The organism is Pelagibacterium limicola (assembly GCF_015694405.1).
GTDB classification, from domain to species: Bacteria; Pseudomonadota; Alphaproteobacteria; order Rhizobiales; family Devosiaceae; genus Pelagibacterium; species Pelagibacterium limicola.
The window spans coordinates 164124-189323 of sequence record NZ_JADQDB010000003.1; the positions used below are offsets into that span (position 1 = coordinate 164124).

The 25200-nt window shown below is 60.6% G+C and carries 21 protein-coding genes and 1 pseudogene; 7 read left to right on the forward strand and 15 right to left on the reverse strand.

What is annotated here, in order from left to right; translation table 11 throughout:
• Window positions 1-1086 carry an ABC transporter substrate-binding protein gene (locus tag I2G20_RS06915; protein WP_196258963.1) on the forward strand — a complete coding sequence of 362 codons (1086 nt, stop codon included), beginning with the start codon at window positions 1-3 and terminating at the stop codon, window positions 1084-1086.
• Window positions 1087-1218: 132 nt separating this feature from the next.
• Here I2G20_RS06915 and I2G20_RS06920 read toward each other — a convergent pair whose 3' ends face one another.
• The 6 genes from I2G20_RS06920 to I2G20_RS06945 form a co-directional block, all read right to left on the reverse strand.
• Window positions 1219-2109: a LysR family transcriptional regulator gene (locus I2G20_RS06920; RefSeq protein WP_196259334.1), complete on the reverse strand. Its 891-nt coding sequence runs from the start codon at window positions 2107-2109 to the stop codon at window positions 1219-1221.
• A gap of 68 nt (window positions 2110-2177) precedes the next feature.
• Window positions 2178-2447, reverse strand: coding sequence for a formate dehydrogenase subunit delta (locus I2G20_RS06925; protein ID WP_196258964.1), 270 nt, complete (start codon window positions 2445-2447; stop codon window positions 2178-2180).
• A complete protein-coding gene (gene fdhD, locus I2G20_RS06930; RefSeq protein WP_425502630.1) occupies window positions 2437-3267 on the reverse strand; it encodes a formate dehydrogenase accessory sulfurtransferase FdhD in 831 nt (276 codons plus the stop codon). Before fdhD ends, I2G20_RS06925 begins: the two co-directional genes overlap by 11 nt.
• Entirely contained in the window at window positions 3264-6146 is a 2883-nt protein-coding gene (gene fdhF / locus I2G20_RS06935) for a formate dehydrogenase subunit alpha (protein WP_196258966.1), read from the reverse strand. The genes fdhD and fdhF overlap by 4 nt, the downstream gene beginning before the upstream one ends.
• Window positions 6147-6156: 10 nt before the next feature.
• Window positions 6157-7713 carry a formate dehydrogenase beta subunit gene (locus I2G20_RS06940; RefSeq protein WP_196258967.1) on the reverse strand — a complete coding sequence of 519 codons (1557 nt, stop codon included), beginning with the start codon at window positions 7711-7713 and terminating at the stop codon, window positions 6157-6159.
• Complete coding sequence (locus tag I2G20_RS06945) at window positions 7710-8189, reverse strand: formate dehydrogenase subunit gamma (protein WP_196258968.1); 480 nt, start codon at window positions 8187-8189, stop codon at window positions 7710-7712. The genes I2G20_RS06940 and I2G20_RS06945 overlap by 4 nt, the downstream gene beginning before the upstream one ends.
• A gap of 298 nt (window positions 8190-8487) precedes the next feature.
• Between I2G20_RS06945 and I2G20_RS06950 the strand changes: the two genes are divergently transcribed.
• On the forward strand, window positions 8488-8688 hold the full coding sequence (locus tag I2G20_RS06950; RefSeq protein WP_196258969.1) for a hypothetical protein: 201 nt from the start codon (window positions 8488-8490) through the stop codon (window positions 8686-8688).
• Window positions 8689-8745: 57 nt separating this feature from the next.
• Here the strand turns inward: I2G20_RS06950 and I2G20_RS06955 are convergent, their stop codons facing one another.
• The 4 genes and pseudogenes from I2G20_RS06955 to I2G20_RS06970 all read right to left on the reverse strand — a co-directional run bounded on the left by I2G20_RS06955 (window position 8746) and on the right by I2G20_RS06970 (window position 12245).
• Window positions 8746-9507: an ABC transporter ATP-binding protein gene (locus tag I2G20_RS06955; RefSeq protein ID WP_196258970.1), complete on the reverse strand. Its 762-nt coding sequence runs from the start codon at window positions 9505-9507 to the stop codon at window positions 8746-8748.
• Window positions 9504-10543: pseudogene (locus tag I2G20_RS06960) on the reverse strand (FecCD family ABC transporter permease). The gene I2G20_RS06955 and the pseudogene I2G20_RS06960 overlap by 4 nt, the downstream one beginning before the upstream one ends.
• Complete coding sequence (locus tag I2G20_RS06965) at window positions 10540-11559, reverse strand: ABC transporter substrate-binding protein (RefSeq protein ID WP_196258971.1); 1020 nt, start codon at window positions 11557-11559, stop codon at window positions 10540-10542. The pseudogene I2G20_RS06960 and the gene I2G20_RS06965 overlap by 4 nt, the downstream one beginning before the upstream one ends.
• 320 nt (window positions 11560-11879) lie before the next feature.
• A complete protein-coding gene (locus I2G20_RS06970) occupies window positions 11880-12245 on the reverse strand; it encodes a hypothetical protein (RefSeq protein ID WP_196258972.1) in 366 nt (121 codons plus the stop codon).
• 271 nt (window positions 12246-12516) lie between these two features.
• On the opposite strand from I2G20_RS06970, the gene I2G20_RS06975 reads away from it, so the two are divergent.
• Together I2G20_RS06975 and I2G20_RS17470 are read left to right on the forward strand one after the other, a co-directional pair.
• Window positions 12517-13878, forward strand: a complete 1362-nt coding sequence (locus I2G20_RS06975) for an oligosaccharide flippase family protein (protein ID WP_196258973.1) — start codon at window positions 12517-12519, stop codon at window positions 13876-13878.
• Window positions 13875-15143, forward strand: coding sequence for a GNAT family N-acetyltransferase (locus I2G20_RS17470; protein WP_196258974.1), 1269 nt, complete (start codon window positions 13875-13877; stop codon window positions 15141-15143). Before I2G20_RS06975 ends, I2G20_RS17470 begins: the two co-directional genes overlap by 4 nt.
• Here the strand turns inward: I2G20_RS17470 and I2G20_RS06985 are convergent.
• The gene (locus I2G20_RS06985; RefSeq protein WP_196258975.1) at window positions 15117-16016 is read right to left on the reverse strand and encodes a helix-turn-helix domain-containing protein; all 900 of its coding nucleotides are present in this window, start codon (window positions 16014-16016) and stop codon (window positions 15117-15119) included. The two genes, I2G20_RS17470 and I2G20_RS06985, sit on opposite strands and share 27 nt — an antisense overlap.
• Window positions 16017-16148: 132 nt before the next feature.
• On the opposite strand from I2G20_RS06985, the gene melA (I2G20_RS06990) reads away from it, so the two are divergent.
• From melA (I2G20_RS06990) to I2G20_RS07000, 3 genes are all read left to right on the forward strand, one after another.
• Window positions 16149-17594 (forward strand): alpha-glucosidase/alpha-galactosidase, encoded by a 1446-nt coding sequence (melA, locus tag I2G20_RS06990; RefSeq protein WP_196258976.1) that lies wholly within the window; start codon window positions 16149-16151, stop codon window positions 17592-17594.
• Between the two features lie 89 nt (window positions 17595-17683).
• Window positions 17684-19228 carry a tryptophan halogenase family protein gene (locus I2G20_RS06995; RefSeq protein ID WP_196258977.1) on the forward strand — a complete coding sequence of 515 codons (1545 nt, stop codon included), beginning with the start codon at window positions 17684-17686 and terminating at the stop codon, window positions 19226-19228.
• Window positions 19229-19255: 27 nt separating this feature from the next.
• Window positions 19256-19834, forward strand: coding sequence for a LysE family translocator (locus tag I2G20_RS07000; RefSeq protein WP_196258978.1), 579 nt, complete (start codon window positions 19256-19258; stop codon window positions 19832-19834).
• A gap of 68 nt (window positions 19835-19902) precedes the next feature.
• Here the strand turns inward: I2G20_RS07000 and melA (I2G20_RS07005) are convergent, their stop codons facing one another.
• From melA (I2G20_RS07005) to I2G20_RS07020, 4 genes are read right to left on the reverse strand one after another with little or no spacing between them, the layout of a single operon-like run.
• Window positions 19903-21273: an alpha-glucosidase/alpha-galactosidase gene (gene melA / locus I2G20_RS07005; RefSeq protein ID WP_196258979.1), complete on the reverse strand. Its 1371-nt coding sequence runs from the start codon at window positions 21271-21273 to the stop codon at window positions 19903-19905.
• A 19-nt stretch (window positions 21274-21292) separates the two neighbouring features.
• The gene (locus I2G20_RS07010) at window positions 21293-22960 is read right to left on the reverse strand and encodes an ABC transporter ATP-binding protein (RefSeq protein WP_196258980.1); all 1668 of its coding nucleotides are present in this window, start codon (window positions 22958-22960) and stop codon (window positions 21293-21295) included.
• Between the two features lie 13 nt (window positions 22961-22973).
• Complete coding sequence (locus I2G20_RS07015) at window positions 22974-24152, reverse strand: ABC transporter permease (RefSeq protein WP_196258981.1); 1179 nt, start codon at window positions 24150-24152, stop codon at window positions 22974-22976.
• Window positions 24149-25162, reverse strand: coding sequence for an ABC transporter permease (locus I2G20_RS07020; RefSeq protein ID WP_196258982.1), 1014 nt, complete (start codon window positions 25160-25162; stop codon window positions 24149-24151). The genes I2G20_RS07015 and I2G20_RS07020 overlap by 4 nt, the downstream gene beginning before the upstream one ends.
• Between the last annotated feature and the right edge of the window lie 38 nt (window positions 25163-25200).

Consider the following 25200-nt stretch of genomic DNA (forward strand, 5'->3'; position numbering starts at 1 on the left):
ATGACCAATTTGAGAAACACACCCCAACCGACCGAAAGGCCGCCCCGGCGCAATGTGCTAAAGCAGGCAGCGGCGGGCGTGACAATGCTGGCATTTGGTATGGTTCAGCCTGCCTTTGCACAGGGCACCGCGCAATTACCAGAATCGATTGCCGCCCTGATACCCGCCGCGCAGAACGAGCCCGAAGCCGTGATGTTCGGCCTATCGATACCCGCAGACAGCGCCGCCGACTTCAAGAAAGCGCTGGACGACTTTTACGGGTTCTCGCTCAACATTCAGTTTCAGGGCGGCCTGGGTCCCCAGAAGGCTGCAGAAGTTGCACAACTGGTCAATCGGGGCGTTCCTGCCGGAGTGGACGCCTTCTATGCGGGTGAAGGCACAACGATATTTCTGCGGAGCGAAGGCGCACTCATCGAGGAGGAATGGGCCCGTGAGCTGGGAATACCCGAAGACCGCCTTGTTGACGGCGCCTCGGTAAAAATTATCGATAGTTCCCTCCCGCTTATGTCCTACAACACCGAGCTGGTCGCGGCTGAGGACCTGCCGACCTCATGGGAGGACCTTCTTGATCCCAAGTGGAAAGGCAAGATCACGACTCCAAAACTCCCGGGCGGCACGTTCTTTTTCAACACATACTCGGTGGGTGAAGAAAAGATGACGGAGATCCTCAAAGGCATCATGGAGCAGGATGTCATCTGGGTACCCCGCACCCCAGACGCCGCAACACGCCTTCTCAGTGGCGAAGCCTCCCTTGCACTCGGTGTCGATATCGAATCCCAGGTGATCCGCGGTGCACCGCTCGATTATGTACACATCGAACCCATGTTCCTTGCCCCATGGGCACTGAACCTGGTGAAGGGCACGCAGAGCCCAAACACAGCCAAGCTCTATGCCTACTTTGTCGCAACCGATGAAGGCCAGGCTGCACTGAACGCGGCAACGGGTTACTCAACGATCAACCGCGCTGACTCCACCAAGGCGCAGCTGCTCGCCCAGTACAATCCCGGCTACGTGCCACAGGAATGGATCCGCGAAAACTATGAGCGCCTGGTCGCCAAATATTCCGAGATCATGGGCCTTCGCTAGCGCAGGGGACATACTGGAACTGGCCGATTAGAAGCAAGAACGGGGAGCCAATCGCCCCCTGTTCAATCTAACCCCTTAAAATAGAAGACGAAATCAATCCGAATGCAAATCGGCTCGTACTTCGCTTCCGGTCTAGCGCACCTGGTTGGCCATTTGGCGCGCTTCGGCGAGGAAGGCAGCGACTTGGGGGGTTTGTGGCTCTCGGTTGGCGGCGATAATGCCTACCGTATGGCTTACGGTGGGTTCGACAATAGGGATGCTGAGGATGCCTGGCGAAAAGTCGAGGCCTCCAACGAGATTGCCTGGCATGATCGAGGCCCATTTGCCCGACCGGACGTGAGAGAGCAACACGATCATGGAATTGGAATCGAGTGCGGGACGGGCCGGTGCCCCGGCCTGACTCAGATGCCGATCGATGATGCGCCGGTTCTGCATGTCGGCGGTCAAGAGGCATAGCGGCAATGCCCCGACCTCCGCCCAGGTCACTTCGCCTTTCTCGGCGATAGGCGCCGAGGTGGCCGTCACAAGATGGTAGCGCTCGGTATAGAGCGGCACGGAGACGACCGGCCCCAGAGGTTCATTGTCGAGATAGGTGATGCCGATATCGGCTTCGAAGCTGCCGACCAGAGAAAGAATCTCGATCGACGTACAGGAAAAGACCGAAAAGCCGACATGCGGATGCCGCAGGAGAAACGGCGTGGTGAGATCTGATACGGCGGTCAGCGCGGTGGGTATTACCGCAATGCGCAGCCTACCCGACAAACCATGACGCGAGGCTTCAAGTTCTTCCTGCATGGCGCGGGCATCGCCCACGATGCGCCGGGCCCACTCGAGAACGAGTTCGCCTTCTGGCGTCAGTCCCCCAAAACGGGCCCCGCGCCGGACCAGCATGACTCCAAGGGCGTTTTCAAGCTGCTTTATGGCGGACGAGAGGGTTGGCTGGGTAATACCGCAGGCTTCCGCCGCCCGGCCGAAATGTTTCTCGCGCGCCAAGACGATGAAGAGTTCCAGACGTTCGATCAACATGGCGGACTTTCAGCGTACCCTCATTGCGGGAGCCTGAAAGGTTCACCACGGGCGGGCGCCGTTCGTCAAGCCGGCGGCGTCCGTTCCTGCTCGGCAGTTGGCCGCCGGATGACGCTCGAGGCCTCGAGGACCAGCGGCGCCAATCCCGTCCCTCCGCTATCGACCACCTCGAAGAGCTGACGGCGCATGCGAGGCTCCCAGAACTTGTTGATATGCTCGGCGACCCCCGCCACGCCTTCATCGTGTGGCTTGGAGCGGAAAAAGGCCCCGATCTGGTTGGCCATGCGGACGATCTTTGCGTGCGGCGAAGACGCCCCGGCCTCCTCATGCGACATGCTTTCCTGCCTTGCTTTCGGTGCGTTCGGGATGGGTAAAAACGTCGAATTCGGTTCCTCGGACCAGGGCGATCAGCGTCATCCGGGCAGCCTCGGCCGTCCGGACGGCCAGCGCGGTCGGCGCCGAAACCGCCAGGATCGCCGGTGCGCCGATCGCGGCGGCCTTCTGCACCATTTCAACGGAGATGCGGGAGGTCACCACCACCGCCCCGGTCGCCCCGTCGCGCCCTGTCTTGCACAATGCTCCAGCCAATTTATCGAGCGCATTGTGCCGTCCCACATCCTCGCGGGCCGCCAGAAGACCCTGACCGGGCACATAAAAGCCGGCTGCGTGAACGGCTCCGGTTTCGCGATGTTGAGGCTGGTGTTCGGCAAGGGAGGCTACAGCGTGCGCAATATCGTCGGACGACAGCTGCAGGGTAGACCTCCCCACGTCCTTTACCGCGCGCATCGCCTCCTCGATGGATTCGATGCCGCAAAGCCCGCAGCCTACCGGACCGGCCAGCCTGCGGCGGCGCGCTTCAAAGCGGGTATTGGCTGCATCCTTGAGGCGTACCCGGATATCGATGCCCAAACCCAGATCCTCGATCTCGATGGCCTCGATTTCGTCGGGGCCCCCGACGATGCCTTCGGTAATCGCAAACCCAAGCGCAAAATCCTCCAGATCGGACGGGCTTGCCATCATGACGGCATGAGTCGTCCCCTTGAAGGTAAACGCCACAGGTGTTTCCTCGGGCACGGACCTTGTGGCGCGCGATATCCCATCCTTCCGGTGGGCCAAACGCATCGCGGATTTGACTGGCAGATGCGACATCGCTATTCGGCCGCATCCCTGGGCACGATACGGCGCGACCGGCGTGAGAGTGCATCGTACTCTACCTGCCAATCGGACGGGCCGTTGGACGGCGAGACCTGCACTGCGGTCACTTTGTATTCAGGGCAATTGGTGGCCCAGTCCGAATAGTCGGTCGTGATGACATTGGCCTGGGTCTCGGGGTGGTGGAACGTTGTATAGACCACGCCCGGCGCGACCCGGTCGGTAATTGTCGCGCGCAGCGCCGTCTCGCCGGCGCGACTGGCCAGACGTACCCAGTCGCCCTCGCGGATGCCGCGTTGCTCTGCATCGTGGGGGTGAATCTCCAATACGTCCTCTGCGTGCCAGACAACGTTTTCCGTCCGGCGCGTCTGGGCACCAACATTATACTGGCTGAGAATACGTCCGGTGGTCAAAAGCAATGGGAAACGTGGGCCCGTCTTTTCATCCGTGGGGATGTACTCGGTGCGGATGAACTTGCCCTTGCCGCGCACGAAGCCATCGACATGCATGACCGGAGTTCCGTTTGGCGCCTGCTCGTTGCAGGGCCACTGAACCGAGCCCAATTCCTCGAGCAGCGCATAGGAGACCCTGGCGAAAGAGGGCGTCGTGGCCGCGATCTCGTCCATGATCTGGGATGGGTGAGTGTAGTTCCAGTCGATTTCCATCGCCTGGGCTATCCCCTGGGTTACCTCCCAGTCGGCGTATCCGTTGCGCGGCGCCATCACCTTGCGCACCCTGTTAATACGGCGTTCCGCATTGGTGAAGGTTCCGTCCTTTTCTAGGAAGGTCGAACCGGGCAGGAACACATGTGCGTAATTGGCCGTCTCGTTGAGAAACAAGTCCTGCACCACGACACACTCCATCGCCGCAAGGCCTGCCGAGACGTGCTTGGTATCGGGGTCGGACTGCAGGATATCCTCGCCCTGGATATAAATCCCCTTGAAACTGCCCTGGACGGCAGCATCGAGCATATTGGGGATGCGCAGCCCAGGTTCGTGGTCGAGCTTCACGCCCCAGAGCATTTCGAATGTTTCGCGTGCCGCATCGCCGGAGATGTGCCGATACCCCGGCAATTCGTGCGGGAACGACCCCATATCGCATGAACCCTGCACGTTGTTCTGACCGCGCAAGGGGTTCACGCCCACGCCCGGCCGGCCGATATTGCCGGTCAACATGGCAAGGTTGGCGATCGCCATGACGGTGGTCGAGCCCTGACTGTGCTCGGTGACCCCCAACCCGTAATAGATCGAGCCATTGACTCCCCTCGCGTATAGCCGAGCCGCACCACGCAGGGCGTCTGCCGGCACACCCGTATAAGCCTCTGTTGCCTCCGGGCTATGGCTAGGATCGGCGACGAACTGTGCATAGTCCTCGAATTCGGACCAGTCGCACTTTTCGCGGATGAAGGCTTCATCGAACAGGCCTTCGGTGACGATTACGTGTGCAAGCGATGTGATGACCGCGACATTGGTGCCGGGTTGGAGTGCCAGATGATAGGCGGCCTCGACATGGGGCGCGCGTACGGTCTCGGTTCGGCGCGGGTCGATGACGATCAGCTTTGCACCCTGCCGCAACCGCTTCTTGAGCCGGGAGGCAAATACAGGGTGCCCTGCTGCCGGATTGGCACCGATAACGATTGCAACATCGGTATGCTCGACGGAATCGAAATCCTGCGTGCCTGCCGAGGTGCCAAAGGTCTGACCAAGCCCGTAGCCGGTCGGGGAATGGCAGACGCGCGCGCAGGTATCGACATTGTTGTTACCGAAGCCCTGCCGGACCAGTTTCTGGACCAGATAGGTTTCTTCGTTGGTGCAGCGGGAGGACGTGATGCCACCCACCGAGCCGCGGCCGTATTGGCTCTGGATGCGCTTGAACTCGCTGGCCACGTGCGCGAACGCCTCGTCCCACGTGACTTCGCGCCAGGGATCCGAGATTTTCTCGCGGATCATGGGGTTGAGAATACGGTCCTGGTGGGTGGCATAGCCCCAGGCAAAGCGTCCCTTAACGCAGGAGTGGCCGCGATTGGCCTTCCCGTCCTTCCAAGGCACCATGCGCACCAGTTCATCGCCGCGCATTTCCGCCTTGAACGAACAACCCACTCCACAATAGGCGCAGGTGGTTACGACCGAATGCTCGGGTTGGCCGATCTCGATGACGGACTTTTCGGTGAGCGTTGCTGTGGGGCAGGCCTGAACGCAGGCACCGCAGGAAACGCAGTCGCTTGAGAGAAAATCCTCATGCATACCGGGCGAGACCCGGCTATCGAATCCCCTGCCCTCGATGGTCAACGCAAAGGTGCCCTGAACTTCCTCGCAAGCGCGCACGCACCGCGAGCAGACGATGCATTTTGACGGATCGTAGGTGAAATAGGGATTGGATTCATCCTTGGGCATCCAGCGGAAATTGTCGTTCCCGCCATCGCGGCTCTTGGCCGAGACGTGATTGTCGCCCTCATAGCCATAGCGTACGTCTCTTAGGCCGACAGCGCCGGCCATGTCCTGCAATTCACAATCGCCATTGGCCGCGCAGGTGAGGCAGTCGAGCGGGTGGTCCGAGATGTAGAGTTCCATGACGCCCTTGCGCAGCGTCTTAAGCCTCTCGGTCTGGGTCCGTACTACCAGCCCCTCGGCCACCGGGGTCGTGCAGGAGGACGGCGTGCCGTTACGCCCCTCGATCTCTATGAGGCACAATCGGCACGAACCGAATGCATCGACCATGTCGGTGGCGCAAAGCTTGGGAACCTTGATCCCCGCCTCCATCGCCGCGCGCATGACGGAGGTGCCTTCAGGGACGGTGACCGCAAATCCGTCGATCGTCAGCGTTACCTGCTTTTCGGATTTCGCCTGGGGCGTGCCGTAGTCGATTTCCTTGATGAGACCCATTGCAAGGCTCCTATTCGGCGGCGACCGCGGCGGGGCGCGGTGCAAAGTCATCGGGGAAATGCGTCATCGCACTCATCACCGGGTATGGCGTGAACCCGCCCAGTGCGCACAGCGACCCGAACTTCATCGTGTTGCACAAGTCTTCTATGAGAACGCGGTTGATTTCAGGATCGATCCCCGCCGCAATCTTGTCGAGCGTCTCGACGCCGCGTGTGGAGCCGATACGGCACGGGGTACACTTGCCGCAACTCTCGATGGCACAGAATTCCATCGCAAAGCGCGCCATTTTCAGCATGTCGGCACTGTCGTCGAACACGGTCAACCCGGCGTGGCCGATAAGTCCGTCCTTAGCTGCAAAAGCCTCGTAATCGAACGGGGTGTCGAATAAATCTCGCGAAAAATAGGCACCCAGCGGTCCGCCCACCTGCACGGCCTTGACCGGCCGACCCGAAGCCGTGCCGCCGCCGATCTCATCGACAATCTCGCCCAAGGTCAGGCCGAACGCGGTCTCGAACAGGCCAGCGTGTTTCACATTGCCCGCGATCTGGATAGGAATTGTGCCGCGCGAGCGGCCCATGCCGAAGTCCTTGTAGAAATTTGCGCCCTTCTCGAGAATGACCGGCACCGAAGCGAGCGATATAACGTTGTTGACGACGGTCGGCTTGCCGAACAGTCCTTCCAGGGCAGGCAGCGGCGGCTTGGCGCGCACGACGCCGCGCTTTCCCTCGAGGCTGTTGAGCAGCGAGGTCTCCTCGCCGCACACATAGGCCCCTGCCCCGACACGGACTTCCATGTCGAAGGCGTGGGCGGAGCCGACCACCGACGAGCCCAGCACGCCAGCATCGCGCGCGATTTCGATGGCCTTACGCATTGTGGCGACGGCGTGCGGATATTCCGAGCGAATGTAGATAAAGCCCTTGGTGGCCCCAACCGCGATCCCGGCAATGGCCATGCCTTCGATCAGGACGAACGGATCGCCTTCCATGATCATGCGGTCGGCGAAGGTGGCAGAATCTCCCTCGTCGGCGTTGCAGACGATATATTTGCGGTCGGCAACGGCGCCGAGAACCGTATTCCATTTGATGCCGGTCGGAAAACCCGCACCACCGCGCCCGCGCAACCCGGACACGGTCACTTGCTTGACGATGTCTGCTGGCGCCATCGCCACCGCCTTCTCAAGGCCCTTCAGTCCGTCATGAGCCCGGTAGTCGTCCAATGAGAGCGGATCCGTGATCCCGCAGCGCGCAAACGTCAGCCGCATCTGCTTTGCGAGAAACGGAATATCCTCGGTGGGCCCCAGGCAAAGCGGGTGATCGTTGCCCCTCGGCAATCCCGCATCGAACAGCGACGGCACATCGGCCGCCCGGACAGGGCCATACGCAATGCGGCCTGTCTCCTTTTCCACTTCCACTAGCGGCTCGAGCCAGTGCATGCCACGTGAACCGTTGCGGACGATCCGCGCGTCGAGACCGCGGGCGGCGATTTCTTCTTCGATCGCCTTCACCACAGCATCCGCGCCCATTGCCAGCGCCGCTGCGTCGCGCGGTACGAAAATCCTCACGCTCATGCGCGCACCCTTTCGATGATCCCTACAATCTTCTCGTCGTCGAGACGACCCACCGGCTCGCCATCGAACATCGCCGCAGGTGCGCAGGAGCAAAGGCCGAGACAATAGACAGGATCGATCGTCACAGCGCCATCGGCGCTGGTTTCCCCGAAGCGCGCGCCCAGTAGGATCTGCAGCCTTTCGGCAACCTGCTCACCGCCCATCGATTGACACGCTTCGGCGCGGCAGACTTTCAGGACGTGGCGGCCAGCGGGTTCCTTGCGGAAATCATGATAGAACGTGACGACGCCATGGACTTCGGCGCGGGAAATATTGAGCGCATCGGCAACGACCGGCAAGACACTGGTAGGGACATGGCCAAATTCTTCCTGTAACCCGTGAAGTATGGGAAGGAGCGGCCCTTCAAGCCCTTTGAAACGCTCGATAATATCAAGGGCGCGGGCCGCCGCCCGGCCATCATCTGTCTGCAGCGCCATGCAGATTCCCTCCGATTGCTTGGAATGCCAAGCCAAGTCGTTAGAAAATCAAAGAAAGCGGGTTCAATCAATAAAGCATTCCCGTCAGCCGATAGACGATATCAATTGAAACGGGCGACGCAGGCTTTCCCATCACGTCGGCGGACCGCCAGGCGCAAAAAATCCTCCTAGAGACCTGACATCCCTTGCCTCTATGCGATCGGGTTACAGACGCTTAACCATATCTGTGGACAATTTTATTTATCGGAACGAACTCCCGCAGCTTTCGCTTTCACTATCGAACAGCCGGAGACGGGCGATGGTGAAATTCTCAGAAAAGTCCCTCGAAGTTGCGCAATCGCAGATGAGTCGCGAGGCCCTGAGCCATTGGGATGCATTTCATCTGCCGTCACCGAGCAAGAAAATCGAAACATTGCTCGCAGCGCTGGGAGAGGACGAGAACCAGGAGTCCGCTTCAGATCAGGCGGACGATTCCCACGAGTCGAAACACTGGGAATAGTTTGGCGAGGTTGCCATCCTCTCGGCAGAACTGGTCGAGCAAAAAGCAATTGCAAACCTAGCGTAGGTAGCGAATGCGCGGTCTGTCTTGATCGGAATCGAACTCTATCCGCGTTTCGACCCGGAAAACGCTGAGCAGAAGCTCTTCGGTCAACTCCTCTCTTGGCCGGCCGGCAGCCACGATCCTGCCGCTATCGAGCACGATCAGGGAATCGCAGAACATGGCGGCGTGATTGAGGTCGTGTAGCGCGATGACGCTCGTCAATGGCAGCCCGGCAACCAGCCGCATCAGGGCAATCTGGTGTTCGATGTCCAGATGGTTCGTAGGTTCGTCCAGAATGAGTTCGGACGGAGCCTGAGCCAAGGCGCGCGCGATATGGACGCGCTGCCTTTCCCCACCGGAAAGGCTTTGCCAATTCCGGTCGCGCTTGTCGGCTATGCCCACGCGTTCGAGCGCGTTTTCCACGGCCTCTTGGTCCGCCAATGTCCACCCCGAAAAAAGCGAACGGTGCGGAAATCTGCCCAGCTTTACAACCTCGATGACGGGAATGTTGGCATTGGTCGAAGCATGTTGCTCGACAAAGGCCACCCGTGACGCCACCTTGCGTCGATTGAGCGCGCCAATCTCATTGCCATCGAGCAGGACACGACCGGAATGAGGCGAACGCAATCCGGCCAGCAAGCGCAGAAGGGTCGTTTTTCCCGACCCGTTGGGGCCCAGCAGACCAAGTGTCTTGCCTGGCTCGACGGCGAGTGACACCCCCTCCAGCACGCGCTTGGAACCAATTCTCCAGCCCAGATTCTCGGCCACGATGCTCATGAAGCGATCTGTGAGCGGTAAAGGATAAGTGCGAATAGCAGCACGCCCACCAGCGCGGTCACAACGCCGATTGGCAGGCTCTGTCCAGGAATGAGCACACGGGAGGCGACATCCGCCAGGACCATGAAGATCGCACCCACGACGGCGCAGGCCGGCAAGAGCCTTCCATGGAGCGGGCCGACCAGGAACCGCGCGGCATGAGGCACGACGAGGCCCACAAGGCCAATAGAGCCCACCATGCTCACAATGGTGGCAGTCATGACGGCGGTGATGGCAAAAAGTCCGAGTCGTGCGCGGCCGACATCGACCCCCAGGGCAGCAGCCGCTTCGTCCCCAAATGCAAAAGCATCGAGAATACGGCCGTAGAACAGGCACGCGACCAGGCCGAGGCTTACGACGACGGACGATAGGGCGAATTCGGGCCATCGCACGCCGCCGAAACTTCCCAGAAGCCAGAACATGACGTCCCGCGCCTGTTGTGCGTTGCCCGATGTCGTGACCACATACGAGGTCGCGGCATTGAAGAGCTGGGACGCTGCCACGCCGGCCAGGATGGTGCGTTCTGGCCCACCCCGCGCGCCGTTCGATAACAAGGCTACGAAAAAAAGGCCGCAAAAGCACCCAGAAAGGCGCCGAAAGAAAGCGAGAGCGCACCAGCTCCGATCCCGAGAATGACAACCGCCACAGCGCCGGTGGAGGCTCCTGCCGAAATGCCCAGTACGTAGGGCTCTGCCAGCGGATTGCGCAACAGCGACTGCAGTATGGCGCCGCAAAGCGCAAGCCCGGCACCACAAAAAGCCGCTACCAGAGCGCGGCTCAGCCGGTAGTCCCAGATCACCGCATCATGAATGCCGTTGATTTCAAGCGCGGTCCAGCCCAACCGGTTGAAGATGATGGTCCATACGCTCGAAAGGGGGATGGGCAAATCGCCAACCCCCACGCTAATGCCGACCGCAAACGCAATCGCCAGGAGGGAGGCCAACAGCAGGAAGAGAAAACCTCCCTGCTGACGCGCGGTTGATATCAAGGTACTCACCTGATTAAACCAAGTTCCTTGAGCTGTGTTGCGATCTGTTCGGCGCCATAGATCGTGCGGATCGTCGGATTCATGGCCTGACCATCCATGACCACGATGGCGTGGTTCCGGACCGCCGGCATCTGGCTGGTCGCGGGGTCAGTGGTCAGGAATTCGATCTTGGCTTCAGGTTTGTCGAGTTCCCAACGATTGCGGTCAAGGCTTGCCACCACGATGACATCGGGTTCGAGTGCAATGATCCCTTCCCATCCAAGGGTGGGCCACTCCGCATCAGCAGTCACCGCGTTGTGCCCGCCAAGCAGTTCAGCGATATAGCCGGACGCCGCGTTCTTGCCGCCCAGATAGGCGTCGGCGGTGGGCTCGGGGCTCGAAAACCAGAAGACGTAGGACAAGTCCCGCCCCCCTGCCGCGACAGCAGAGCGCAGCGCGGCCTCACGCGCCCGGAAGCTCTCGATCAACGCCTGCCCGCGCTCCTCCACGTCGAAAATCTGCGAGAGTTGGTCGATCTCCCGGTAGAGAAGGTCCATGTTCCACAGGGCATCCCGGCTGCCATAGGCATCGTGAACCTGCGCGGTGCTCAGGCATGTGTTGGGCGAAAGGTAGGTCGTAATGCCGATGTTCTCGAAATCCTCGCGCTTGGCGACATTGCTGTCCGGGCCCATGAGCGTGGGAAGCGCAGCCGCAACGAAATCCGGCTGTTCTGCGAGGATGGACTCGAAAGTCGGAAACTCGACCGTGAGCAGCTTCACCGCCGCATTGGCATCCGCCAGTTCGGGCAGTACGTTGTTGGGCCAAAATGCCGTACCCGCCATTTTGTCTTCGAGCCCTAGAAGAAGCATGATTTCCGCGCTGTTCTGCCCCAAAGCGATAGCACGCTCAGGTGGGTTATCGTACGTCACCTCGACACCGCAATTGCTGAGGGTAAGCGGATAGTATGTGGCGCCTGCACCTGCGGGAGCCGCGATAGCGGCCAGTGCTGAAAGGCTCGAAACGATGAAGAGGGATTTTATCTGCATTTGTGCCCTCCAAAGGCTGGCAGATTACGGAGGCGCGCCGCCTAAATACCCCTGCACACGTTAAAACAAGAGTATTTTTATCATATTTATGCGTGTTAGTTGGTGGCCGACCTGCTCGCTGCGAGCCCGGTAATTGAGCGCCTGCTTTACGGCTGCTGGGGTGGACGATTGGTACGGTTGCCGCCAGGGTCATCAGTGACCTGGAGGGCGGGTTCAATCCGGATATGCACGTGACCGACCTCTCGCTTTTGCGCTACACTTGAGCCCAATCGCGTCAGCCACAGTCTAGGGTCTCGAGAAAGTCCACCGCCCTTGGTGGCTCAACGTGTGCCACTCTGGACATTGAGGATATCGACAAGATGGCTGTCCGGCGACTTCGCGCAGGCGGCCAAGACATATTGGGCATCCACTTGCGGCGCGGTAAACGCCGATGTCTCAAGCGGAGCCGCGCCCGGGGATTCGCCCGATGCGTCCCCGTCGGCGCCCGTGCCGTCAGGCCCATCGCCGGGGCCCAGCAGTTCCATCGGGCCTGTGGTGCCCAGGGTCATCGCATCGCGTTGGGCGTCGGCATAACCTGCGTTCGGACCGCCCGAGCTGCTCTCGAGGCCCGCAGCCTGAGACTGTGCTGTTGCGGTTGCAGGTAAGGCGACCAGGCAAGCGGAAAGGCAGAGCAAACGCAGGGGCATGATATTTCCTTCAAATGAGGTTATGCTCGTCAACGCGCCCCCTGCGTGTTTGTTTCATTGGCCTGATGTGTTCCTTCTGGGCGAGCAGAGGAACGACAAAAGCAACCCAGGTCCAATTCCTCTTCCGATCCTAAACAGTGCTTAACGAAGCTGATTTATGGATGGATTCTCGTTTTTCATTCGAAGCAATACTTATGGCCACTCGCGGTTGCATTTTTGACGAGCCTGACCGGTTAGCGGTAACGCTAAGCCGGGAATGGCTAGTGGAACGATGATCCGGACAATCAGCGCACGGCTGGCGACCCTTGTCGGGACCGGCGGCGGACAGATGAGTCTGTCCGGTTTTGTGGTGATTGCCATACGCATAGGCGGCGCCGGCCTTGGGCTTGTCGCACAGGTCCTTGCTTCGCGCCTGGTTGGCGCGGAAGCGTTTGGATACTACGCACTGGCCTTGGTATGGCTCCTGCTGTTGGGCCACGGTGCCACTGCGGGGACCAACCAGATCGTCTGCCGTTTCCTGGCCGATTATCTCACCAAAGGGGACAGGGCAGCCGCATCCGGACTCCTCCGGTTTGCGTTCTGCATGGCGGGGGCCGCTGCGGTCTTGGTGGCCAGCATATCCATTGCTGTTGTTCAAACGGGTGTTTTCGATCTCGAGCCCGCAACGGTGCTGTTGTTCACCCTTGCCTTTGCGGTCATCCCGCTGCTCGTGCTGCAGGATTTTCTTGAAGCCATCGCGCGCGGCCTGGATAAGCCCAATCTCGGCATCGCGCCTGCACTGATGCTCCGGCACGTGGCGATCATCGCCGGCGTCCTGGCTATGCTCGCCATGGGCGCGGGCGGAGACGCGATAACGATCATGGCGATGACCGTTGTGGGACTCGCAGCCAGCGTATTCGTGCAGTATCTCCTGTTGCGTCGCCACCTGTCCGCCACTCTCGGCGGCTCGCGCCCGGAATATCGCGTCGGATACTGGTTCCGCACCGCGCTCCCCATCGCGTTCCTCGACGCCTCCGAGGTACTGTTCCATAATGCCGATATCCTTGTGCTGGGCCTTTTCGTCCCGGCAGAAACGGTAGCCTTCTATTTTGCAGCTACGCGGTTTGCTCAGGTCTTGAGTTACGTGCCCTACGGCATGACGGCGGTTTCGGCTCAGAAATACGCCAGCCTCTCGGCTCAACAACGGCATGCCGATCTCCAACGGCTGATCGGGCAGGTTACAAGCGTATCGACCGTCGCAACCGCAATTGCAGGTACCGTTCTCTGGCTTATGGCGGTTCCTTTGCTGACACTGTTCGGACCTGAATACGCGGCAGCCGCTCCCGTACTCCCCCTGCTCTGCCTCGGCATCGTGATCGCCTGCGCGCTGGGACCTGGCGAGGATGTACTGACCATGCTCGGTCAGGAGCGCATCTGCTCCGTCGTCGTCACCCTCTCTTTGGGACTCAATGTCGGGCTCAATTTCCTTCTGATTCCGCATTGGGGAATGGCCGGCGCAGCCCTCGCGACCGCGGCCGCCTTCGCTGGAAGAGGAATGCTTTTGTCATACTTCGCATACCGCCGCCTCGGGCTGATGTTGCCCCTAGGGACGGCAGCCTTCGGATTCAAGGTGCCCAAGGAGGTCCAACTGTGAAGGCAGTGGCTGATGCGCACCCCCATAATCCCGGTCACCGCCGCTCGCGCGCCGGAGCAACAACAGGCCGTTTCGCGTTCGATGCGCGCGTGGTCTCCGGGTCCGAACTGGCCGGCATCGACCGCGGCGCCTGGGACCGGTTGGCGGCGAATGCACTTGAGGAAAACCCGTTCTTTGCCCGGCCGTTCGTCGAAGCAGGCGTGACGGCCCTTGGCCAGTTTTCCGACGTCCAGATCCTGGTAATTTCTCACAAAGGACAAGACGACCTTCTGGCGCTGGTGCCATTTCGCCAGACGGTGCTTGCGGGGGGCCTTCGCATCGGACCAGCCCGGACAGCGCTGAACCTCTATCAGGTGAACGGGGCTCCCCTGATAGACAGGGATCACGCCGAGCATGCGGCGGACGCATTGTTCGAAGCCATGAACTCGTTACCGGACCTTCCCCGGCACTGGACGTTCCCGCATATCGACATGAAGGGGCCCTTTGCCGAATACTGCGAGCGCCACGCCCGTCGGCACAACAAAGCCATCGCGGCGATCAAACGCTATATGCGTCCCAGGCTGTCGCAGATGTCCGATGGATTCGCTGCGCATGTCGAGGCTGTCATCGGCAGCAAACGGGCCAAGGAGGTCCAGCGAAGCCTGCGACGCCTGCGTGAACTGGGCGAGGTACGGTTCGAGCGCACAACGGATCCCGACCTCGTCCGTTGGCGCGTGGAAGCCTTTCTCGAGATGGAGCACTCGGGATGGAAAGGCGAGCGTGGCACTTCATTCCTGTCGAACCCCGCCCATGCCGCCTTTGCGCGCGAAGCCTTCGGCCACAGTGGCGCGGAGGATGGCTATGTGGTGGTCGATAGCCTCCTGCTCGACAACAAACCGATCGCGATCAGCATCAATATCGGCACCGGCGGCATCCTCTTTACGCCCAAATGCGCTTTCGACGAGCGCTACCGCAAATTTGGGCCGGGAATCGTCCTCGAATACCTGGTGGTCGAGGCCTTCTATGCCCAGAAGAAGCACACCGGGATGGACGCCGCAACAACGGTTGATGGCCATCTCATTTCGGGTTTCTGGAATGAAACACGTCCGCATGGAACGCTCATCGTAGGACCGTCCGGATGGCAAACGCAATTTCTGGCGCGCCTCGAGGAGATTGAACATACCCTGCGGGGACACGCGAAGCGCGTACTTGGATACGCCAAGGCCGGGCCGTTACTGGTGCTCCTGGAGCCTGACCGGCTACTCCCGCTGATCGCCATGTGGTGAAACGGCGCGGACTTCCCCGGGATCGAGCTGACCCGGATTGTTGAAACCCACCCGGCGGCGCGCATTCCTGAAGGCTCCCGGCGATTGGCCATATAACCGGCGGAATGCCTTTGCGAAATAGTTGGGATCCGGAAAACCGCAGGCAGGCGCTATGTCCCTTACCGGCAAGTCCGTCGCCAGCAGCAACCGCTCTGCACGGTTCATACGTGCCGCCAGAACGAAGGCGGACGGAGTTGCCCGGGTAGCCTTGGTAAAGGTCCGCACGAAATGGGCCCTGCTCTGTCCCGCAATACGTGCGAGAAGGCCGACATCAATGGCACGCGCCGGATTGCTTTCGATGAAGCCGACAGCGCGCTGGACGGCAGGCGGCAGCGAGACTTCCTCGCGAGATGAACCAAGAGCGGTATCATAGAGCGTCATCAGCATCGTGTATGCGGCGCTCGAAACCGCGCCGGGGGTATCGGAACTGCCCTCCAGCAGGTCGAGGCACGCGCCGGCCAACCTATCCACCCCAGACTTGGACGGACGCAGGATTGGCCCGGTCACGGACAGGATCGACCCTGCAAGCCGCAGCGCCTCTCGGCCCTTGAGTATGGCCCAGAAGTACTCCCAGCTTTCGCCGCTGGCCAGCCAGTACCGATGGGCATGCGGGAAGGTCAATAGCATGGTTTCTCCCGGCCCGGGCTTATGCAGCACGCCACCGAAATCAAGGCGGCCCGTTCCAGATACCGTATGCTGGATTAGGGCGAACGGCGCCCCGCCACGCTGCAGGCCGTCCCATGAATAAATCTCGTTAGCGCGCATTTCGAAGCCGACGCCGCCTGCCATGCAATGCAGCCCGGTCTCGCCCCGCACAAGAGCGATCTCCCTCATGCTGTGGCCATGCGCAATCAGCGACTTGAGCACAAGATTACCCTCCCTCGCACATCCTTTCTCTACAACTTTAGGTCATGCCGGGCTAGTGGTTGAGCATAGCAACGACGGCGAGAAAGGGAGAAGGCCGCCATGAGCTTCAAGATTGCCATTATCGGCGCCGGTTCGGTGGGCTTTACAAGGACCCTCGTCTCGGATGTTCTGAAGGTACCCGACTTCGCGGATATCGAGATTGCCCTCACCGATATCAACGCGCACAATCTCGACATGATCCGGCAGATCATCGAACGCATCGTGTCGGTCAACAACCTGCCCGCCAAGGTTACGGCGACCACAGACCGGCGTGCTGCGCTGGCGGGCGCCCGTTATATCCTCAGTTGCGTACGCGTCGGCGGACTGGAAGCCTTCGAAACCGATATCAACATCCCGCTCAAATATGGCGTCGACCAATGTGTAGGCGACACGATCTGCGCCGGCGGCATCATGTACGGCCAGCGCAATGTGCCGGTGATCCTCGATTTCTGTCGGGACATCAAGGAAGTTGCCGAGCCGGGAGCGCTGTTCCTCAACTATGCGAACCCGATGGCGATCAATACCTGGGCGGCTCTCCAGTACGGTGGGGTCAATACCGTGGGCCTCTGCCACGGCGTGCAGCACGGGGCGCACCAGATTGCAAAGGTGTTGGGCGTAACGGACGACGAACTGGATTATATCTGTTCAGGCATCAACCACCAGACGTGGTATGTCGATATCCGCGCGAAGGGACGGAAAATCGAAGCGGACGAACTCATTGCCGCTTTTGAACGACACCCCGTTTACTCGCGGCAGGAAAAGCTGCGTATCGACGTGCTCAAGCGGTTTGGGGTCTATTCGACCGAGAGCAACGGGCACTTGTCGGAATACCTGCCCTGGTACCGCAAGCGGCCCGAGGAAATCGGCAAGTGGATCGATACCAGTGAATGGATTCACGGCGAGACGGGCGGCTATCTGCGCCACTGCACGGAACAACGCAACTGGTTCGAAACCGATTTTCCCCAATTCCTCGAGCAAGCAGGCAAGTCCTTGAGCGAGCACAAGCGCACCTCCGAACATGCGAGCCATATCATTGAGGCCATCGAAACCGGCCGCGTCTATCGCGGCCATTTCAACGTGCGAAACGATGGGGCGATCACAAATTTACCCGCCGACGCGATCATCGAGAGCCCGGGCTTCGTAGACCGGTTCGGGATCAACATGGTCGAGGGCATTACGCTGCCATTGGCCTGCGCCGCGACGTGTTCGGCAACCATTTCTGTGCAGCGCATGGCAATGGAGGCTGCGGTCAAGGGCGACATCGATCTGCTGAAGCTCGCCATGCTGCACGACCCGCTCGTAGGTGCGATCTGCACGCCCGAGGAGGTGTGGGCCATGGCCGACGAGATGGTCGTCGCGCAGGCCAAGTGGCTGCCGCAATATGCCGGTGCCGTTCCCGCGGCCAAGGAGAGGCTTGCCAAGTCCACGGTCAAGACGCGCGAATGGGAAGGGGCGGCGCGGCAGCGTATCCGGGCGGTCGAGGAATTGCGGACAACCGGCCGTTAACATCTTTAAAACCCGCAAATCTGGTCTTCGTTACCGGATTGCCGATTGCCGCGCCGCGGGGCAGACTGCCGCGACGCGGGAGGGTTAAGATGGACGGACGGCAAAGCCATTTTGTGGTTGTAGGCGGTGGGACGGCAGGCTGGATCACCGCCTTCATCATTCAGGATAGCGCGTGGCGTAAAGGGCTGAACGCAAGGATTTCGGTCGTCGAGTCCTCGAAAATTCCTACGGTTGGCGTCGGCGAGGCGACGACGGCCGCGTTTCGTGTGCTGCTCAAGCATTTCAACATCGATGAGTTCGAATTCTTCCGGGAGACGGAGGCCAGCTTCAAGCTCGGCATCCGGCACGAAGACTGGCGGCGCAAGGGCTATACCTATTACGGTCCGATCGACGATCCGCACCAGGTCATCCAGCCGCCGCGCGGGGCACCGAGCGATTACCTTAACGTCTACGCGGTGTCGGCGGGCAAACCGGTGCAGGATATGCATCTTTTCGGACCGCTGCTCGAACGCAAGAAGGCGCCCTATGCGCTGGGCAAGGACGGTTCGCTGGTACCGCTTGGTCCCTTCCATTATGCGTTCCATTTCGATCAAGCGCTGGTCGGCAAGTTCTTCGCGCGCAAATCCAAGGGGGTAGATATTGTCGATGCGCTCGTCTCCGGTGTCGAGCGCGATCCTGAAACCGGGCTTATCAATGCGCTCGTCCTGGATGAAGGAAGGCGGCTTGAGGCGGACTTTTTCATCGACGCCACGGGTTTTCGCAAGCAGATCATCGTCAAGGAGTTGCAGGCGCCCTGGATCTCCTACGCCCATGAACTGCCCGTCAATCGGGCCCTGCCCTTCTGGATCGACATCAAGGAGGGCGAGGAGATCGCCAACTACACGCGCGCATGGGCCCAAAGCGCGGGCTGGATGTGGCAAATTCCCACGCAGTACCGTTATGGCTGCGGCTACGTCTATTCCGACGAATTCCTGACGCCCGAGGAAGCCAAGGAAGAGGTCGAGCGCGTTCTGGGGCACGGGATCGAAGTGCGCAGCGACATTCGTTTTTCCATTGGCCGGCTGGAAACACCGTGGATTGGCAACTGCCTTGCGGTGGGGCTTTCGTCGAGTTTCCTCGAACCGCTCGAATCCACATCGATCCACGGCACGATCGTCCAGGTGATGCTGTTTGCCGGGCGATTCCTGAAGGAGCCCAGCAAGATGAGCCAGGCGGACCGGGATGATTATAACCGTCGTGTCGGCCGTCAGGTCGACGACTTCCGGACATTCGTCAACACGCACTATGTGGTCGAGCGCGAGGACACCCCCTTCTGGCGCGAGGTGAAGGCCAATCGCATCCATCCCGAGACCAAGGATCGGCTTGCGCGCTGGGGACGGGAAATGCCGCGGCACGAACACTTCCCGAACTACCTCGATGGCCTCCCGCACATCGAAACGCAATTGCATTATCCTGTACTCGACGGCCTGGGGCTGCTCGACCGCGATCTCGCAAAGCGCGAGATGGCGCGCGACCCTGCGCTGCGCACGTTTGCGAAAAAGAGCTATGATAGCCTCGTCAAGGAGTACAAGCAGGCCGCGACCAAGGCCCTGGGGCACGCGGAGTTCCTCAGAATCGTCCGGGAGATGGCATGACGCGGCAAACCGGCGAGCCTCTGCCTTATGGTTGAGTGGCCGCTATTCCTTTTCGCCGTGCTCGTGCTGCTTGCCACCCCCGGGCCGACGAATACGCTCGTCGCGGCTGGCGGCGCCGGGCGCGGGGTCGCCGGTGCAATGCCGTTGCTGATCGGTGAGTTGGCCGGCTATGGGCTGGCGATAACGTTCTGGACGGAGATCGTCGGCGCGGCCGCGTCTGTCCAGCCGTCGGTGCTGATCGTCAGCAAGCTTGCCGCTTCAGCGTTCCTCGTATGGTCGTCGGTCAAGCTCTGGAAGATCGCTGGCACCGACTGTCTGCCAGGCAACGGCATTGCGGTACGCCGCGTGTTCCTGACCACGCTGCTCAATCCCAAGGCGCTGGTGCTGGCCTTCGGCATCTTCCCGCCCGTCGGCTTTGTTTCGCGGCTCCCTTACTTCGCTGCATTTTCCGTACTCGTCACCGTCACCGCAATCGGCTGGATGACCTTCGGGGCGCTGCTCCGGCGCTCCGGCATGGAACGGCTGACCCTAAGGGGCATCGACCGGATCGCGGCGGTCGTTCTGACCGTTTTTGCCGTTCTTGTCGCACTGAGCGCAATCGGTTGAGGTGAAGAGAGAGACGGCCCCGGATTTGTGCGCCGGGGCCGTCTGCTGTGACGGCCGGGAGGTAGCCGTCAGGCAACGCGCTGCTGGCGGGATCCTCGCGCCCATTCGGGCAGCATGTCGCCGTGAGCTGCGAGGAGATCGTCGACAAGCGTCCAGATCTGATCGAGATCGAGTTCGGCGGCAGTATGCGGGTCCATCATCGCGGCGTGATAGATGTGCTCGCGGTTTTCGGTCATCAGCGCCCGGACGGTCAGTTCCTGAACGTTGATGTTGGTTCGCATCAGCGCGGCGAGCTGGGGCGGGAGTTCGCCGATATAGGTGGGCTGGATGCCCATTGAATCGACGAGACACGGAACTTCTGCGGCGCAATTGGCCGGCAGGGACGTGATGCAGCCGTTATTCCTGATGTTGCCATAGATCACCGACGGCTCGCCCGTCCAAACAGAGTTGACGATGGAGGAAGCATATTCGTGGCTTTCCTCGACCTTGATGGTGTCGGTATTACGGTACTGCTCGGCCTGCTTGCTCCAGCGCTCGATCTGCTCGATGCAGCGCTTTGGGTACTCGTCGAGCGGAATGCCATACTTCTCGATGAGATCCTCCCGGCCCTCCTTGATGAAATACGGAACGTATTCGGCGAAATGCTCCGAGCTTTCGGTGACGAAATAGCCCAGTCGCGTCATCATTTCGTAGCGCACCTTGTTGGGGCAGCGCGGGTTCCAGTGGCTGGGCTTCGGGATGCGCCCCTCGCGATACCCCTTGAGCAGATCGGGATAGAGGCTCTTGTAGCTGCCGTCCTGCTGTCTCTGCTCAAAGGTGAGGAAGAAGGACATGTGGTTGATGCCAGCGGCCTTGTAGCGCAGCGTCTCGTAAGGAATGTCGAGATCGCGGGCGAGCTCCCACGCGGTGCCCTGAACCGAGTGACAGAGGCCGACCTGCCTGATCTGCGGATATTTTTCCGCAATTGCCCAGGTGTTGATGGCCATCGGGTTCACATATTGGAGCATGATCGCCTGTGGGCAAAGCTCGAGCATGTCTTCGCAGATCTTCCAAAGGTGCGGCACGGTGCGAATGCCCCGCATGATGCCGCCCACGCCGAGCGTATCGGCAATGGTCTGGCGCAGACCGAATTTTTTGGGCACTTCGAAATCGATGACGGTCGAGGGCTCATACCCCCCGATCTGGAAGGCGACGACCACGAAGTCGGCCCCCTCGAGCGCCTTGCGCTGGTCAGTGGTGGTACTGACGGTCGCGCCGACACCCAGTGTCGAGATGATCTTGCCGACGACGATCTCGCTCTCTTCGAGACGGGTGGGGTTGATGTCCATAAGGGCGATGTGGGTACCCGACAGCGCGCGGCGCTGCAGGATATCGCCGACGATGTTCTTCATGAACACCGTCGAACCGGCGCCAATGAATGCGATTTTGGGGTTGGCCATTGGGAAAGTCTCCAAGGAATTAGGCGGCAATTTCAAATGCGGCGCGAACGAGTCGAGCCGTGTATTCGGTTTTCGGGTTGGTCAGGACCTCGCTGACCGGCCCCTGTTCGACAATCTTGCCGAACTGCATCACCATCACGCGGTGGCACAGAGCGCGGACGACCTTGAGGTCGTGCGAAATGAAAAGGTAGCTCAAGCCCTTCTCATCCTGGAGCTTGCGCAGCAGATCGATAATCTGGGCCTGCACCGAAAGATCGAGGGCCGAGGTGGGCTCATCGAGCAGGATGAACTCGGGTTCGAGCGCAATAGCGCGGGCGATGGCTATGCGCTGGCGCTGGCCGCCGGAGAATTCGTGCGGGAACCGCGTCAGGATGTTATCGGGCAGGCCGGCATCGCGCAGGGCCGCGCGGACGCGATCCACCCGCTCCCGGCCGTTGGCGCCGATATTGTTGACGATCAGTCCCTCCTCGATGATCTGGCGGATGGACATGCGGGGGTTGAGCGAAGCGAACGGATCCTGGAAGACGATCTGGATGCGTGAGCGCAGCGGGCGCATCTCGTTGCGCGACTTGTCGTGCAACGACTGGCCGTCGAAGAAAATCTCGCCGCCATTGTTCCGTATCAGGCGGATGAGAGCCTGGCCGAACGTCGTCTTGCCCGAGCCGGACTCGCCGACAAGCCCCAGCGTCTCATGACGCTGAAGCCTGATATCGAGATTGTCGACGGCGAGCAGTTCGAAATAATCAGGCTTGAAGAAGCCGCCGCGCTTCAGGGTAAAGGCCACCTTGACGCCCTTGCCTTCCAGAACGACCGGCTCGTCACCCTTAATCGGGTTGGCAACGCCCCTAGGCTCGGAGGCGAGAAGATGTTGCGTATAAGGATGCCGCGGGATGGAGAATAGGGCTTCAGTCTCGTTATGCTCCTGAACCGTGCCATTCTGCATCACATAGACGTATTCGGAGAACTGCCGGACAATGGTCAAGTCGTGGGTGATGAGGATCACCGCCATTCCGTACTTGTCCTTCAACCCCTTTATGAGATGGAGAATCTGCGCCTGAACCGTCACATCGAGCGCCGTTGTCGGCTCATCGGCGATCAGCACGTCGGGGCGGTTGGCGAGCGCCATGGCGATCATCACGCGCTGGCGCTGTCCGCCTGAGAGCTGGTGAGGATATTGCTTGAGTCGGGCCTCCGGTTCGGGAATCTGCACCTCTTCGAGCAGCTGCTTGGCGCGCTCCATGGCCTCCTTGCGGGACATCTTGTTGTGCAGGTGCAGGATTTCGCAGATCTGCTGGCCGACGGTGTAAACCGGATTGAGCGAGCTCATCGGCTCCTGGAAGATCATGGCAACGTCGTTGCCGCGCAGCTTGCGCATGTCGTCTTCCTTCATGGAGACGATGTCCTTGCCGGCGAGCATAATCTTCGTCCCGGGAAGGATGGTGGCGCGCTTGGTGAGCAGCCGCATGATGGTCCGCGCGGTCACGGATTTGCCCGATCCGGATTCGCCGACAAGCGCGATGGTCTCGCCCTTGTGGAGTTGAAAGGAGACGTCGCGCACCGCGTTCACCGTGCCGCCTTCGACCTTGAAGTCGACCGCGACATTGCGGGCATCGAGGATCAGCTCCCGACCATGTTTGCCAAGGTCGTAACGTTCGGGGGGAGCGAGATTCGGTTGCGTTCCGGTCATCTTCTCTTCTCCCTCAATACGGATCGACGGCATCGCGCAGGCCGTCGCCCAGCGCGTTGAAGGCAAAGACGGTAATGAGCACGAAAACCACTGGCGAGAGTATCCAGGGATACGAGCCGATCACCGAGAAGGTGCCCGTATCTTGCAGCATCAGCCCCCAGGAGATAAGCGGCGGCTTGACGGCGAAGCCGAGGAAACCGAGGAAGCTTTCCAGTAACACGACCGTCGGGATTGCTATCGTTACCGCGACGATGATGTGGCTCAAGACGTTGGGCAGAATGTGCCGCGTGATGATGCGAGCATCCCCCGACCCCACGGCAATTGCGGCGCGCACATATTCGATACGCGCCAACGCAAGGGTTTTCGAACGCACCTCGCGCGAGAGCTGCGCCCAGCCGAGTGCCGCCATGACCCCAATCACGAAGGCGATGAACACATTGGATGGCGCCGTCACCGGGATCAGAGAGGTGAGCGCGAGATAGAGCGGCAACTGCGGGAAGGCCAGAACGAACTCAACGAACCGCTGCAGCCAGGTATCGAGATGCCCGCCCAAATAGCCGGACGTAATGCCAACAAGCGTGCCGACGGTCGTCGTTATGGTCACCACGGCCAAGGCGATCATGAGCGAGATGCGGGCGCCGTGGATGCCGCGCGAGAGAATGTCGCGGCCGAACTTGTCGGTACCCAGGAAATGCACGGGACGACCGTCCCTGGTCCCGAGAAAATGGATGTCGGCCGGGATCACCCAGAAAATCATGTACGGGTTGCCCTTTACGAAAAAGCCCATCGGGGTGGGATCGTCGAGGACCGGGCCGGTCAGAGGCTGGAAGGTAATGGGGTCGAACTCACCCGTTTCCCCGATCGGGTAGACGTGGGGAATGAGCGTGAAGTTGCCCTCGGGATCGGTAAAGCTGATCCTGTCGGGGGGCGCGAACGGGATATTGGTTGCCCTGGGATCCATCGGCGCGAAGAAATCGGCGAAGATGGTCATGGTGAAAAGGATGAGGACCAATACCAAGCCGATCATTCCCATGACGGAACGGCGGAAGCGGCGCCAGACGAGGGTGTAATAGCCTTCATTGCCGTAGCGCGAGCGCGAGGGAGGCGCAGGCTCGGTGGCGGGAGTCGGCTTGACGCCGCCGCCCGGTTCGACGGGCAAAGGGATCGCGGGAGGGTTGCGGACGTCGGTCATTCACGTGCCTCCCCGCCAAGCCGGATGCGCGGATCGAGAACGGCGAGCAGAATATCGGCAATGATATTGCCGATGATGAGGGTGGTCGCAAGGACGAGCATGAAGGATGCGGTGACCCAGACATCGCCGATGCCCATCGAACCGACGATGGCCGGTCCGACTGTCGCCAGGCCAAAGACAATGGCGACTTCGATCTCACCGGTCAGCATGTAGGGCAGCACGACGCCCTGATAGGCAACCAGCGGATGCAGCGCATTGGGTACCGCGTGGCGCATAACGACGGCGCCTTCCGACAGCCCCTTGGCGCGCGCGGTTTCCACGTATTGCGCGTTCAGCACATCGAGCAGATTGCCGCGCATGACGCGCATGTTGTAGGCGAGACCGCCAAGCGTTGCGATGAAGATCACCGGCCAGACGTGCTGAAGGAGGTTGACGAACTTGGCCCAACTCCAGGGCGCGCCGCCATATTGGGCCGAGAAGAACATGCCGACTTCCGATACATTCAACTGGAAGACCAGCACATAAAGAATGATGATTGCGAGCAGGAACCGCGGGACGGTCATCCCGAGAAACGAGATGAAACCCAGAAACGTATCCGTCCAGCTATACTGGCGGGTCGCCGCAATGATGCCGAGGGTTATTCCGAAAATCGAAGCCAGGATGTGGCAGGTCAGCGCGAGCGCGATGGTCGGCGGCAGGCGTTCGGCGATCACATTGCCAACGGGCTTGTTATAGTAAAGGGAGTGGCCAAAATCGAACCGGGTCACGATCCCGGTGATCCAGCGGACATAGCGTACGACCATCGGATCATTGAGACCATGGGCCTCGCGGTAGGCCTGTGCCTGCGCTTCCGCCTGCTCGGCCGAGGCGCCGCCCTGGTTCATCAGCATCGAGCGGATATAGTCGGCATAGTCGCCGGGCTTGGCTTCGATGATGGCGAAGGTGACCATCGAGAGCAGCAGCAGGATGGGGATCGCCCCCAATATCCGCAATGTGAGGAACCTGATCATGGCGCCGAATCCTTTCCGGGATGGGCAGGGGGCACGTG

Excerpts from the sequence above, each read along its gene's own strand:
- I2G20_RS06915 (WP_196258963.1), top strand. The coding sequence starts at position 1 with ATGACCAATTTGAGAAACACACCCCAACCGACCGAAAGGCCGCCCCGG.
- I2G20_RS06925 (WP_196258964.1), bottom strand. The coding sequence starts at position 2,447 with ATGTCGCATGAGGAGGCCGGGGCGTCTTCGCCGCACGCAAAGATCGTC.
- fdhF (WP_196258966.1), bottom strand. The coding sequence starts at position 6,146 with ATGGGTCTCATCAAGGAAATCGACTACGGCACGCCCCAGGCGAAATCC.
- I2G20_RS06940 (WP_196258967.1), bottom strand. The coding sequence starts at position 7,713 with ATGAGCGTGAGGATTTTCGTACCGCGCGACGCAGCGGCGCTGGCAATG.
- I2G20_RS06945 (WP_196258968.1), bottom strand. The coding sequence starts at position 8,189 with ATGGCGCTGCAGACAGATGATGGCCGGGCGGCGGCCCGCGCCCTTGAT.
- I2G20_RS06950 (WP_196258969.1), top strand. The coding sequence starts at position 8,488 with ATGGTGAAATTCTCAGAAAAGTCCCTCGAAGTTGCGCAATCGCAGATG.
- I2G20_RS06955 (WP_196258970.1), bottom strand. The coding sequence starts at position 9,507 with ATGAGCATCGTGGCCGAGAATCTGGGCTGGAGAATTGGTTCCAAGCGC.
- I2G20_RS06965 (WP_196258971.1), bottom strand. The coding sequence starts at position 11,559 with ATGCAGATAAAATCCCTCTTCATCGTTTCGAGCCTTTCAGCACTGGCC.
- I2G20_RS06970 (WP_196258972.1), bottom strand. The coding sequence starts at position 12,245 with ATGCCCCTGCGTTTGCTCTGCCTTTCCGCTTGCCTGGTCGCCTTACCT.
- I2G20_RS06975 (WP_196258973.1), top strand. The coding sequence starts at position 12,517 with ATGATCCGGACAATCAGCGCACGGCTGGCGACCCTTGTCGGGACCGGC.
- I2G20_RS06985 (WP_196258975.1), bottom strand. The coding sequence starts at position 16,016 with ATGAGGGAGATCGCTCTTGTGCGGGGCGAGACCGGGCTGCATTGCATG.
- melA (WP_196258976.1), top strand. The coding sequence starts at position 16,149 with ATGAGCTTCAAGATTGCCATTATCGGCGCCGGTTCGGTGGGCTTTACA.
- I2G20_RS06995 (WP_196258977.1), top strand. The coding sequence starts at position 17,684 with ATGGACGGACGGCAAAGCCATTTTGTGGTTGTAGGCGGTGGGACGGCA.
- I2G20_RS07000 (WP_196258978.1), top strand. The coding sequence starts at position 19,256 with ATGGTTGAGTGGCCGCTATTCCTTTTCGCCGTGCTCGTGCTGCTTGCC.
- melA (WP_196258979.1), bottom strand. The coding sequence starts at position 21,273 with ATGGCCAACCCCAAAATCGCATTCATTGGCGCCGGTTCGACGGTGTTC.
- I2G20_RS07010 (WP_196258980.1), bottom strand. The coding sequence starts at position 22,960 with ATGACCGGAACGCAACCGAATCTCGCTCCCCCCGAACGTTACGACCTT.
- I2G20_RS07015 (WP_196258981.1), bottom strand. The coding sequence starts at position 24,152 with ATGACCGACGTCCGCAACCCTCCCGCGATCCCTTTGCCCGTCGAACCG.
- I2G20_RS07020 (WP_196258982.1), bottom strand. The coding sequence starts at position 25,162 with ATGATCAGGTTCCTCACATTGCGGATATTGGGGGCGATCCCCATCCTG.